The 12,300-nt window shown below is 57.9% G+C and carries 13 protein-coding genes; 5 read left to right on the forward strand and 8 right to left on the reverse strand.

Going from position 1 to position 12,300, the window contains the following annotated elements; translation table 11 throughout:
• The first annotated feature begins 78 nt into the window (after positions 1-78).
• Together nhaB and dsbB are read left to right on the forward strand one after the other, a co-directional pair.
• Positions 79-1,644: a sodium/proton antiporter NhaB gene (gene nhaB / locus SSARUM_RS13380; RefSeq protein ID WP_033634828.1), complete on the forward strand. Its 1,566-nt coding sequence runs from the start codon at positions 79-81 to the stop codon at positions 1,642-1,644.
• Positions 1,645-1,764: 120 nt separating this feature from the next.
• Positions 1,765-2,295 (forward strand): disulfide bond formation protein DsbB, encoded by a 531-nt coding sequence (gene dsbB / locus SSARUM_RS13385; protein ID WP_033634829.1) that lies wholly within the window; start codon positions 1,765-1,767, stop codon positions 2,293-2,295.
• Positions 2,296-2,971: 676 nt separating this feature from the next.
• Here dsbB and SSARUM_RS13390 read toward each other — a convergent pair.
• The 4 genes from SSARUM_RS13390 to SSARUM_RS13405 form a co-directional block, all read right to left on the reverse strand.
• A complete protein-coding gene (locus SSARUM_RS13390) occupies positions 2,972-3,418 on the reverse strand; it encodes a YcgN family cysteine cluster protein (protein WP_025159803.1) in 447 nt (148 codons plus the stop codon).
• A gap of 121 nt (positions 3,419-3,539) precedes the next feature.
• On the reverse strand, positions 3,540-4,196 hold the full coding sequence (locus SSARUM_RS13395) for a fumarylacetoacetate hydrolase family protein (protein ID WP_004932286.1): 657 nt from the start codon (positions 4,194-4,196) through the stop codon (positions 3,540-3,542).
• Between the two features lie 58 nt (positions 4,197-4,254).
• Complete coding sequence (locus SSARUM_RS13400; RefSeq protein WP_060430181.1) at positions 4,255-5,298, reverse strand: lytic murein transglycosylase; 1,044 nt, start codon at positions 5,296-5,298, stop codon at positions 4,255-4,257.
• Positions 5,299-5,326: 28 nt separating this feature from the next.
• On the reverse strand, positions 5,327-5,599 hold the full coding sequence (locus tag SSARUM_RS13405; RefSeq protein WP_033634832.1) for a YcgL domain-containing protein: 273 nt from the start codon (positions 5,597-5,599) through the stop codon (positions 5,327-5,329).
• Between the two features lie 136 nt (positions 5,600-5,735).
• On the opposite strand from SSARUM_RS13405, the gene minC reads away from it, so the two are divergent.
• The 3 genes from minC to minE are packed head-to-tail and all read left to right on the forward strand — an operon-like array spanning position 5,736 to position 7,542.
• Positions 5,736-6,431 carry a septum site-determining protein MinC gene (gene minC / locus SSARUM_RS13410; protein WP_025303113.1) on the forward strand — a complete coding sequence of 232 codons (696 nt, stop codon included), beginning with the start codon at positions 5,736-5,738 and terminating at the stop codon, positions 6,429-6,431.
• Between the two features lie 25 nt (positions 6,432-6,456).
• Complete coding sequence (minD, locus tag SSARUM_RS13415) at positions 6,457-7,269, forward strand: septum site-determining protein MinD (protein ID WP_016927452.1); 813 nt, start codon at positions 6,457-6,459, stop codon at positions 7,267-7,269.
• A gap of 3 nt (positions 7,270-7,272) precedes the next feature.
• Positions 7,273-7,542: a cell division topological specificity factor MinE gene (minE, locus tag SSARUM_RS13420; RefSeq protein WP_004932303.1), complete on the forward strand. Its 270-nt coding sequence runs from the start codon at positions 7,273-7,275 to the stop codon at positions 7,540-7,542.
• 237 nt (positions 7,543-7,779) lie between these two features.
• Here minE and rnd read toward each other — a convergent pair whose 3' ends face one another.
• The 4 genes from rnd to tsaB all read right to left on the reverse strand — a co-directional run bounded on the left by rnd (position 7,780) and on the right by tsaB (position 12,272).
• Positions 7,780-8,901 carry a ribonuclease D gene (gene rnd, locus SSARUM_RS13425; RefSeq protein WP_033634833.1) on the reverse strand — a complete coding sequence of 374 codons (1,122 nt, stop codon included), beginning with the start codon at positions 8,899-8,901 and terminating at the stop codon, positions 7,780-7,782.
• Between the two features lie 81 nt (positions 8,902-8,982).
• On the reverse strand, positions 8,983-10,671 hold the full coding sequence (fadD, locus tag SSARUM_RS13430; RefSeq protein ID WP_033634834.1) for a long-chain-fatty-acid--CoA ligase FadD: 1,689 nt from the start codon (positions 10,669-10,671) through the stop codon (positions 8,983-8,985).
• A gap of 208 nt (positions 10,672-10,879) precedes the next feature.
• Positions 10,880-11,470, reverse strand: a complete 591-nt coding sequence (locus SSARUM_RS13435; RefSeq protein WP_060430616.1) for a Slp family lipoprotein — start codon at positions 11,468-11,470, stop codon at positions 10,880-10,882.
• A 100-nt stretch (positions 11,471-11,570) separates the two neighbouring features.
• Positions 11,571-12,272 (reverse strand): tRNA (adenosine(37)-N6)-threonylcarbamoyltransferase complex dimerization subunit type 1 TsaB, encoded by a 702-nt coding sequence (tsaB, locus tag SSARUM_RS13440; protein WP_033647628.1) that lies wholly within the window; start codon positions 12,270-12,272, stop codon positions 11,571-11,573.
• Between the last annotated feature and the right edge of the window lie 28 nt (positions 12,273-12,300).

Raw genomic sequence — 12,300 nt, forward strand, 5'->3', positions numbered from 1 at the left:
AACAAGCTCCGGTTGCGCCCGCCCCCGCCGCATTGTTAGGGTACGTGCTACGACTGATTTAAGGATGCATAAAGGACAATGGAAACAACCTTGCGCAGCGCCCTGCTCAAAAATTTTCTGGGGCAATCTCCCGACTGGTACAAACTGACCATTCTCATTTTTCTGGCGATCAACCCCCTGGTGTTCTTTTTCGCCAGCCCGTTTATCGCGGGCTGGCTGCTGGTGGTCGAGTTCATCTTTACCCTGGCGATGGCGCTGAAATGCTATCCGCTGCTGCCGGGCGGCCTGCTGGCGCTGGAGGCGGTGGCCATCGGCATGACCAGCCCGGCGCAGGTTTCGCAGGAAATCGAACATAACCTGGAAGTGCTGCTGCTGCTGATCTTTATGGTGGCCGGCATCTACTTTATGAAGCAGCTGCTGCTGTTCGTGTTCACCAAGCTGCTGCTCAATATCCGTTCGAAAACGCTGCTGTCGCTGGCGTTCTGCCTGGCCGCCGCCTTACTTTCCGCCTTCCTCGACGCGCTGACGGTCGTGGCGGTAGTGATCAGCGTGGCCACCGGCTTTTATTCCATCTATCACAACGTGACCTCGAATCGCCCCGATGGCGACATCGGCGATGACAGCGATTTCGCCGGTGAAGAGCGTAAACAGACGCTGGAGCAATTCCGCGCCTTTCTGCGCAGCCTGCTGATGCACGCCGGCGTCGGCACCGCGCTCGGCGGGGTCATGACCATGGTGGGCGAGCCGCAGAACCTAATCATCGCCAAAAACGCGGGCTGGGGCTTTATCGATTTCTTCCTGCGTATGGCGCCGGTCACGCTGCCGGTGTTGGTGTGCGGCCTGCTGGTTTGTTGGCTGGTAGAACGTTTTCGCCTGTTTGGCTATGGCGCGCAGTTGCCGGAGGCGGTGCGCGACGTGCTGAAAGAGTATGACCGCAAGGCCACCGCGGGCCGCAGCAAGCAAGAACGGCTCAAACTGGTGATGCAGGCGCTGATCGGCGTTTGGCTGGTGCTGGCGCTGGCCTTCCACCTGGCGGAAGTGGGGCTGATCGGCCTGTCGGTGATCGTGCTCGCCACCTCCCTGTGCGGCGTGAACGATGAGCACGCCATCGGCAAAGCGTTCCAGGAAGCGCTGCCGTTCACCGCTCTGCTGACGGTGTTTTTCACCGTGGTCGCGGTGATCATCGAACAGCACCTGTTCAGCCCGGTGATCCAGTTCGTGCTGCGCGCCGAGCCCGCCTCTCAGCTTTCGCTGTTCTATCTGTTCAACGGCCTGCTGTCGTCGGTTTCCGACAACGTGTTCGTCGGCACGGTTTACATCAACGAGGCGCGCACCGCGCTGGAAACCGGCGCTATCGGGCTGAAGCAGTTCGAGCTGCTGGCGGTCGCCATCAATACCGGCACCAACCTGCCATCGGTTGCCACCCCTAACGGGCAGGCGGCGTTTCTGTTCCTGCTGACGTCGGCATTGGCGCCGCTGGTGCGTCTGTCGTATGGCCGCATGGTGTGGATGGCCCTGCCTTATACGGTGGTGCTGACGGTGGTTGGCTTGCTGTGCGTCCAGTTCACGCTGGAACCGGCGACCGAGCTGTTGACGCAGTGGCATTGGCTGACGCTGCCGCCCATCGACGCCGTCGGCCACTGAGACGGTGCCGGCAGGGTGAACCGACTATTTTTACGCTGAATCCAGCCCAGGAGGCTGGCAGCGAGGAGGAATTGGTTTACACTGCCGGTTCAATTGCTTACTGCATGGAAGAATCTAGATATGTTGCAATTCTTTAACCGCTGTTCACAAGGACGCGGCGCCTGGCTGCTAATGGCCCTGACAGCGTTGGTGTTGGAACTGGTCGCGCTCTATTTTCAGCACGTTATGCTGCTGCAGCCGTGCGTGATGTGCATTTATGAGCGTTGTGCGCTGTTCGGCATTCTCGGCGCCTCGCTGGTGGGCGCCATCGCGCCGAAAACCCCGCTGCGCTACGCGGCGATCTTGCTGTGGATCTACAGCGCCTGGGAAGGCCTCCAGCTGGCGTGGAAGCACACCATGATCCAGTTGCACCCTTCGCCGTTCAATACCTGCGACTTCTTCGTGAGCTTCCCTTCGTGGCTGCCGCTGGACAAATGGCTGCCGGCGGTGTTCCACGCTTCCGGCGACTGCTCCGTGCGCCAATGGCAATTCCTGACGCTGGAAATGCCACAGTGGCTGGTCGGCATCTTCGGCGCCTATCTGCTGGTGGCGCTGATTGTGCTGATCGCACAATTTGTTCGCCCACGTCGCCGCGATCTGTTCGGCCGCTGATCGGCTGACAAACAAAAACGGCGCCGAAAGGCGCCGTTTTTTTAGGTATTGCTGTCACATTCCGAGATAAAACCCTCTCAGGTATGTGTAAGGAAGTAAACGAGCACGATCAGCGCTCCAGCCACGGCAAACAGACGGACCATTTTCATTGTTATACTCTCGAACTTGCGGGAGAGCGGCCAAATTACCCAACTTATCGTTTGAAAAGAAGCATCCTGGCGCGGTTAAGCGCGTAATTTACATAACATTAAACTTCTGCGACGCCGGCGGGTAAAAACAGGCTGCGCCAGCGCGGCCCTCCCTACCTACAGGCATCAATAAATTACCGTTACTTATGAACGACTGCACCTTTGTCACATTCAGAGCACAATATTTTGGTGAAGTTTACCCATAAAATCCTTATAGTATCGGCAAAGTGAGTACTACCGATTTCCCTGGTGTTGTTGTGTGTCTTGCCCCTCATCTTTGCAGGGGCTTTTTTCCCCCTACCTCCTATTACGCAAGCCCCTATCATCCTTGAATCAAATGTTGAAATTTCCCTCTGTCCGGCCTCGAGCGTCAACGCCATTCGCACGCCAATGATTAAAATCGTTAGCTCAATAATTCAAGAGGGCGGCATGTCTGAACACGCCGCCCTCTTGCATGAAGCCCCATTTTGCCCTGCAGGCGCCCGCCTTTATCTGGCCCAGTCCGGCTTGTTGAGGATATGGTCCTGCCAGTCCACCACTTCGCTCTCGCGCACCGCGATATGCCGCACCGTGATGCGCTCGCCGTGCATCGCCGCCTTGGAGCCGCTCAGCAGCGGATGCCAGGGGAACAGCGGCTTGCCTTCGCCGATCAGGCGATAGGCGCAGGTCGGCGGCAACCAATCGAAGGTGGTGAGGTTCTCGCGCGTCAGTTTGATGCAGTCTTCTTCCAGCTCGAAGCGCCGCTCGTAGTTGCGGCATTGGCAGGATTTGATGTTGAGCTGGTTGCAGGCTACGTTGGTAAAATAAATCTCGTCGGTATCTTCGTCGATCAGCTTATTCAAACAGCATTGCCCGCACCCGTCGCACAGCGATTCCCACTCTTGTTCTGACATTTCCGCCAGCGTTTTCTGTTGCCAAAAAGCGAGTTGTGACATGTTAGCGTCCGGTTTCGGTAAATGGATAAGTCACCTGCGCACAGGTTCGAGGGGGGACTATATAGACATTTTAGCCACAAGATGCAAGCTTTGCCGCCGACGGCGCCGGCGGCAAGAGAGATCAGATCACGCGGGTACTGAGCGTTTTGCCGTTCAGGCTGATTTTCAGCATGTCGCCGGAGGCCATCGGGCCCACGCCCTGCGGCGTGCCGGTCAGAATGATGTCGCCAGCGCGCAGCGTGAAGAAACGGCTCATGTAACTGATAAGCGGCAGGATCGGCGTGATCATGTCACGCGTATTGCCCTGCTGGCGCAGTTGATCGTTAACGGTCAACGACAGCTCGGCGTTTTGCGGATCGCCAAATTCCGCCACCGGGATAAACCCCGACATCGGGCAGGAACCATCGAAAGCCTTGGCCTTTTCCCACGGCTGACCGGCCTTTTTAAAACCCGCCTGCAGATCGCGCAGCGTCAGATCGAGCGCCACGCCGTAGCCGGCGATCGCCCGCGCAACGCGGTCTTCGTTGGCCTGTTTCAACGGCGTGCCGATCAATACCGCCAGCTCCACCTCATGGTGCACCGCACCGAACTCTTTGGGGATAGCCACCGGCTGGCGAATATCGCACAGCGCCGTTTCCGGTTTGATGAACACCACCGGCTCGACGGAAACCGCACTGCCCATTTCTTTGATGTGATCGGCGTAGTTGCTGCCGACACAAACCACCTTGTTCACCGGAAAATCGAGCAGCGAACCCTGCCAGTCTCTATGTTGATACATACCGCTTCTCCCAAACTGTGGAGGCTTGGCGCGCCAAGCCGATTATTGATGTGCCGGATCAATGCCCGATCGCGTCCGCCATCATACCCACGGCGATGGCGAAATAGTAAGAGCGATTCCAGTGCATGAGGGTGCGGAAATTATCATAGACCAGGAACGTCCGCCCCTGGAGATCATCCGGCGCGATGATCCAACCGCGCTGGACGGCATGCGGCAATGCACTGCCATCCGCACGACGCACCCCGCGCTGTTGCCAGGCGTTGACGCTGCGCGCCTGCGCGTCTTTCAACCCCAGCTCGGATCGCTTGAAACCGGCGGGCAGTTTAACCTCGCGCCCCCAGCCGATACCGGGCTGCCAGCCCTCTTTGGACAAATAACTGGCCGTAGACGCAAAGACGTCATCAATGTTATTCCAGATATCGATGCGCCCGTCACCGTCGCCGTCCGCCGCGTAGCGCAAGAAGGAGCTCGGCATAAACTGGCATTGCCCCATCGCGCCGGCCCAGGAGCCTTTCAGCGGCGTATCGCCGACGTGCCCCTGCTCGACTATCCGCAGTGCCGCCATCAGCTCCTGGCTGAAAAAGGCCTCGCGGCGCCCTTCAAACGCCAGCGTCGCCAGCGCGGACACCACATCTTCCCGCCCCTGAATCTTGCCGTAGGCGCTCTCCATGCCCCACAGCGCAATGATATAGCGCCCTGGCACCCGGTAGCGCTCGCTGGCGCGCGCCCATTGCGCCTGGCGCTGCCGATACAGTTCGCGCCCTTGGCGCACCTTGGCGGGCGACATCACCCGCCGCAGGTAGTCGTCCAGGGTGACCTTTTGCTCCGGCTGATTGCGATCGGCCTTGATCACCCGATCGACGAAATGGATTTGCGCAAAAGCGCGGTCAAGGGTGCCCTGGCTGATGCCCTGCTCCCGCGCCCGGCGCTTGAGCTGCACGACATACGCCGGGAACTGCGCCGGATCGCGGCCGCTCGCCGCCAGCGTCACCTCCTGTGCCGCCAGCGTCACCTCCTGTGCCGCCTGCGGCGCGCCGGGCATCAGCACACCGCCCAGCGCCAGCCAGGCGGCCAATACGGTTCTTCTCGCCGAACGTGTCATCGCGCCTCCCTTGCCCGTGGCGACTGTCTCAGGCCTTGTCGCCCGCCAGATGCTGATTGAGCAGGTTTTCAACCGGCGGCGGGAACTGCAGGTAATAGCCTTCGTCTTTCAACGCCTGCTTCACCTTTTCGATATCCGCCGAGGCCAATTTCTTGCGCTCATCGAGCGAAAGCATCATGGCGAATTGCGGCACGCCGAAACTTTTCATCAGATCCTCTGGCACACGAGAGAAATCGTCTTTTTTTTCGACATAAAGATAAGTTTGATCGCGTTTCGGGCTTCTATAGATCACACAAAGCATTTTTTTAACTCTATTTAATTGAGGGAGCGTCTTGCCTGGATATAACTCTGACTATAACATGCTTATAGTACATCGGAATATCGCACCCCGAGTGGTATTCCGGGGATTTAAAGTTGCTGAGACTGAGTCAGGATAGATGTCACAATCGCCAATTGAGCTAAAAGGCAGCAGTTTTACCCTATCGGTTGTTCATTTGCATAATTCGCAGCCCGAGGTAATACGTCAGGCGTTACAGGAAAAAGTTGAGCAAGCGCCCGCTTTTCTGAAAAACGCCCCTGTTGTTATCAACGTCGCAACGCTGGAAGGCGATGCGAACTGGAAAGAACTTCAACAGGCTGTCGCGGCAGCAGGTCTGCGCGTTGTGGGTATCAGCGGTTGCAGAGATGAGCGTCAAAAGCGCGCGATAGCCCGCGCCGGGCTGCCGCTGCTGAGCGAAGGCAAAGGCCAGAAAATGGCGGCGCCGGAGCCTGCACCTGCGCCCGTGGTGGCGGATAACGCCCCCGCCAAAACGCGCATCATCAGCACGCCTGTCCGTTCCGGCCAACAGATTTACGCCCGCAACTGCGATCTTATCGTGACCAGCAGCGTCAGCGCCGGCGCCGAACTGATTGCCGACGGCAACATTCATGTCTACGGCATGATGCGCGGTCGCGCACTGGCAGGCGCGTCAGGCGACACGCAATGTCAGATTTTTTGCACCCACCTGGCGGCTGAGCTAGTCTCTATCGCAGGGCAGTACTGGTTGAGCGACCAAATCCCGTCCGATTACGTCGGGCAGGCCGTACGACTCAGCCTGTTGGATAACGCTTTAACCATACAACCTTTAAATTAAGCCCTTTTGACAAGGAATCCATTTCATGGCACGCATTATTGTTGTTACATCGGGTAAAGGGGGCGTTGGCAAGACCACTTCGAGCGCGGCCATCGCTACCGGCCTGGCCCAGAAAGGCAAGAAAACCGTCGTGATCGATTTCGATATCGGCCTGCGTAATCTTGACCTGATCATGGGCTGCGAACGTCGGGTAGTGTATGATTTCGTGAACGTGATTCAGGGCGATGCCACGCTGAATCAGGCGTTAATCAAAGACAAACGCACTGAAAACCTCTATATCCTGCCTGCTTCGCAGACGCGCGACAAAGACGCGTTGACCCGCGAAGGCGTTGAAAAAATTCTCAACGATCTCGGCGAGATGGATTTTGACTTCGTGGTGTGCGATTCACCGGCCGGTATCGAAACCGGTGCGCTGATGGCGCTGTATTTCGCCGACGAAGCTATCATCACCACCAACCCGGAAGTATCTTCGGTACGCGACTCCGACCGTATCCTGGGCATCCTCTCCTCCAAGTCACGCCGCGCCGAGAAAGGCGAGTCACCCATCAAGGAACACCTGCTGCTGACCCGTTACAACCCGGGCCGCGTCAGCCGTGGCGACATGCTGAGCATGGAAGACGTGCTGGAAATCCTGCGCATTCCACTGGTGGGTGTAATCCCGGAAGACCAGTCCGTGCTGCGCGCTTCCAACCAGGGTGAGCCTGTCATTCTGGATGCCGAGTCAGACGCCGGTAAGGCGTACGACGATACCGTTTGCCGCTTGTTGGGGGAAGAACGCCCATTCCGCTTCATTGAAGAAGAGAAGAAGGGTTTCCTGAAACGCCTTTTTGGGGGATAAACCATGGCCTTATTAGACTTCTTTCTGTCCCGCAAAAAACAGACAGCCAATATAGCCAAGGAACGGCTGCAGATTATCGTCGCAGAGCGTCGTCGCGGGGACAGTGAGCCCCCGTATCTGCCTGATCTGAAACGCGATATTCTGGCGGTTATTTGCAAATACATTCAGATCGATCCTGAAATGCTGCACGTGCAGTTCGAGCAGAAAGGGGACGATATTTCGGTACTTGAACTTAACGTGACATTACCGGAATCGGAAGAAGCAGCTAAATGATTGCGACGCATTAATTACCCCCTGTATATTTTATGCAGGGGGTAACTGTATGTGCATCCAGTTATTAAGCTTTATCGGCAGCAAAAAAGCGATTTTTCCCTTTGGGACTATTCCCAATTAACTTTGCCGCCGCCTCGTTTAAAGTAAATTCTGGCCAGATTTACCTTCAACGCATTATTTCCTGCCTATATTCACCCGAGCAGAGTTTCCCTACCCTGCCCTAGTGATAATCAGCGATTAATAATCTTTCAGGATGTCCTGCAGCGGTGCCATTAATAGATCGCCGCGCCAGCCGCTGATTAATTCAGGGCGACTTTCGCCGTCTTTCAGTTGCCAATGCCAGTTCAGCAATTGGTTAATTTGGCGACGGGATGCCAGCAGTTCGCTGCTCAACCCGCTTTGCTCGCTGACGGTAGCGATCGCCGCCTTGATGTCTTTGAACACCTTCTTGTAGCCCGGCTGATCGATCAGGTTTGCCAACGGCGCCGGCAGCTCGGATTCGTCCAGCGCTTCGGCCTCCGCCACCAGCGCCAGCAGCGTTTTACCGTGATAACGGATCTCCGGCCCGCTCAGGCCCAGCGAATCCAGTTCTCCCAGCGAAGACGGCATATAGCGCGCCACCTGCCACAGGTTTTCCTCACGCACCACGAAGTTCACCGCCAGATCGCGCTCGCGCGCCTGGCGCAGCCGCCATTCTGCCAACTTCTGCAAACAACCGAGCTGACGCGGGCGCAGCTGCCAGGCATTGCTGATTTCGCGATAGGCCAATTCCGGCGCCAGCGCCTCGCTGCGGCGCTGGCACAGCAGCAGGCACTCGTTGTTAGCCGCCGCGGTCCAACCGGCCTCTTCGGTCTCCTGCACCAGCTGTTTGGCCATCGGCAGCAGATAGAACACGTCGGCGGCTGCGTACACGCACTGCCTTTCGGTCAACGGACGCGCCAGCCAGTCGGTGCGCGACTCGCTCTTGTCCAGCTCAACCTTCATATACTCCGCCACCAGCGTCGCGAAACCGCAGGAGAGCGGCCGGCCGGTAAACGCCGCCAGGATCTGGGTATCGACCATTGGCGTCGGCAGCGTTTTAAAGGCGTTGAGAAACACTTCAAGATCTTCACTGCCGGCATGCAGGAACTTCACCACGGCGGTATCGGCCAGCAGGTCGACAAACGGCTGCCATTGCTTGATCGGCAGAGGATCGATAAGGGAGAGTTGTTCACCGTCGTAGAGCTGGATCAGGCCCAGCTGCGGATAGTAGGTGCGCGTTCTGACAAACTCGGTGTCCAGCGCAATCTGGGCATGCTTTCTCGCCTGCTCGCAGACCTGCTGCAATCCGGCATCGGTAGTGATCAACTGATAATTCAAAACATCATTCTCTTGTAGGATTCAAACACAACAACGCCGGCATTCACCGGCGTTGTCGATAGTCAGGCGCAAGAGCGAAACCTAGGCGGCATCGGCCGGTTTCGGCGTTTTTAGCTCATCGCGCAGTTCTCGCCGCAAAATCTTGCCGACGTTCGACTTCGGCAATTCATCGCGGAACTCAACAATTTTAGGCACTTTATACCCGGTCAGGTGCCGACGGCAATGGGTCAACAGCTCTTCCTTGGTCAGCGAGGCGTCTTTCTTCACCACGCAGATCTTCACCGTCTCGCCGGAGACCTCGCTGGGTACCCCGATCGCCGCACATTCCAGCACCTTCGGATGCTGGCTGACCACGTCCTCGATCTCGTTCGGGTAAACGTTGAAACCAGAGACCAGGATCATGTCTTTCTTACGGTCGACGATGCGCACAAACCCCTGCTCGTCCACGGTCACCACATCACCGGTCGCCAACCAGCCATCTTTCAGCACTTCGTCGGTAGCTTCCGGGCGTTGCCAATAGCCTAACATAACTTGCGGGCCTTTGACCCACAGTTCGCCCGGTTCTCCCGGCGGCACATCCTGGCCATTGTCGTCCAACAGCCGAATATCCGTCGACGGCACCGGCAAACCGATGCTGCCGCTGTAGTGTTTCAGATCGTAAGGGTTGCCGGCCACCAGCGGCGCGCACTCCGTCAGGCCATAGCCTTCCAGCAGGTGTTTGCCGGTGGTTTTCTCCCACTTCTCGGCCACCGCTTTTTGCACCGACATGCCGCCGCCGACCGAGAAACGCAGCGTGGAGAAGTCGAGTTTGTGGAACTCTTCGTTGTTCAGCAACGCGTTGAACAAGGTATTCACCCCGCTCATGGCGGTGAACGGGTATTTGCCCAGCTCCTTCACCAGCCCCGGAATATCGCGCGGGTTGGTGATCAGCAAATTGCGCCCGCCCAGATCGATAAACAGCAGGCAGTTCACCGTCAGCGCGAAAATGTGGTACAGCGGCAACGCCGTCACCACCAGTTCCTGCCCTTCACGGAACAGCGGCGAGTAGGCGGCTTTGGCCTGTTCGAGGTTGGCCTGCATGTTGCGGTGCGTCAGCATCGCGCCTTTCGCTACGCCGGTGGTGCCGCCGGTGTATTGCAGGAAGGCCAAATCGGTATTAATGATGTCCGGCTTTATATATTGCAGACGGCGTCCGCGCTGCAGCGCGCTGCGGAATGAAATGGCGTCCGGCAGGTTATATTTAGGCACCAGGCGCTTGATGTACTTGACCACAAAGTTGACCAGCGTGCCTTTGGCGGCCGAAAGCTGATCGCCCATGCGCGTGAGGATCACGTGCTTGACCTGAGTGTTGAACACCACTTTTTCCAACGTATGGGCAAAGTTGGAGACGATGACGATGGCGCTGGCGCCGCTGTCGTTCAACTGGTGTTCCAGCTCGCGCGGGGTATACAGCGGGTTGACGTTAACCACCACCATACCGGCGCGCAGAATGCCGAACAGGGCGATGGGGTATTGCAACAGGTTAGGCATCATCAGCGCGACGCGGTCGCCCTTCTTCAGGCCCAGTTCATTTTGCAGGTAAGCCGCGAAAGCCCGGCTGCGCTCTTCCAGTTTGCGGAAGGTCATCACCTCGCCCATGTTGATAAAGGCGGGCTGATCGGCATAGCGCTGCACGGCATGCTCAAACATTTCGATCAACGACGAATAGCGATCGGCATCAATCTCTGCGGGCACATCTGCCGGATACCGTTTTAACCAGACCTTATCCAAGGTATTACTCCTGAAATCATTACTAATTATCATCGCAGCCTCAAACTCGCAGCCTAACCATAACAATATTTTAACTCAGCAGACCAGTGCAGGTTTTAAACATTATTCAGGTTGCGATGTACGTCACTAATTGTCGGATATTCCTTATCCCAAAAAGCAAAAGGGCGGCCTGAGCCGCCCTGTCAAATGTGTTCACATCAAGCGTATGCTACTCGGTTACGATGGTTTGCACCTGTGCCGGGCCAGGATTGTACCAACCATAGCCTGCGCCCCAACCGGGTCCCCACGGGCCACCGCGCCAGCCCCAGGGGCCCATTGGCGCAGGCGGCATCACCACCTGCTGCACCAGGTGCCAGCGTTTGAAACCGGTCACGTTCATCGTCACGAAGCGATACGGCGTCATACCGATACGCCCCTCTTTCAGGCCGGTAATGGGGCCGACGACGGTCACCAACTGGCCTTTGAAATCAACAGGTTCGAGGAAGCCGTTTACCGTGGCCAGCAAGCGGCCGCGCGACGGTTCACCCAAAATCGGCCGCGCACCGCTGTCGAGCGGCACCGCCGCGATCTCCAGCACCGTGTGCCCTTGCTCGTTGGCGACGTTTACTACGGTGCCGCCGAAGCGGGCTTCCGCGCCGGTAAACAGATTAGGTGCATTTTGTACCGAGGAAAGCTGAGTCACCGGCGAAGGGGTGGAACCTTTGATCGCATCCGGTACGGTGACGCACCCGGACAGAACCAGCGCGCCGCAGGCGACGGCCAGCAGCGACAGCTTTTTACTTGCAGTGCGGATTAACATGGTCGCAATCTCCTGAAATGGCTGTAACTTTGACCGCGTTTCATCGTTCAAGTTGCAGGCTTTCATCGCCCGGCCTCAACAACAGCACAATAGGCCGCGCTTACTCGCGGCCCGGCAGTTTTTTCCAGGTGACTTCATTGCGCAGATAGGTCGGCTCGGCGTTTTCCACCGCCACCGCCAGCCCCTGTTGCCAGGCGTGCAGCGCCAGCGGCAGCATGTCTTGCGCCTGCGGCAACAGCATCTGCCCGTCACGCACGCTCAGCGTAGACCCCTTGACCAGATCGGGATAGGTTTGCCAGCCGGTGCCGACATGGGCCCATTCGCCCTGCAGGCGCTGCGCACGCTCCAGCGCCTGCGCCGGCGACAACACCGCCTCGCCTTCGCTTTCCAACCAGCTACCGTCCGCTTGGCGTTCGAACTGCCCCCAGTAGACTTCACCCATGCGCGCATCTATCGCCGCCAGCACCCTCTCCGCGCCGCAGACGCGCCAGGCGCCCTGCGCCATGGTTTGCAGCGTGGAAATACCGAGCATCGGCAGATCGGCGCCCAGCGCCAGGCCCTGAGCGATACCAATGCCGATGCGCACCCCGGTAAAGCTGCCGGGGCCGCGGCCAAAGGCCAGCGCATCGAGCTGGTTGAGCGCCAGGCCGGATTCCGCCAGCACCTGCTGCACCATAGGTAAAATACGTTGCGTATGCTCGCGTGGGCACAGCTCAAACAGGGCGTGGATTTCGCCTTGATTCCAGACGGCGACGGAACAGGCTTCCGTCGCGGTATCGATCGCTAAAATTCGCGTGGACATGCCAACCTCTGGCGGGAATAAAACTGGG

This window comes from Serratia sarumanii (genome assembly GCF_029962605.1).
Taxonomy (GTDB): Bacteria; Pseudomonadota; Gammaproteobacteria; order Enterobacterales; family Enterobacteriaceae; genus Serratia; species Serratia sarumanii.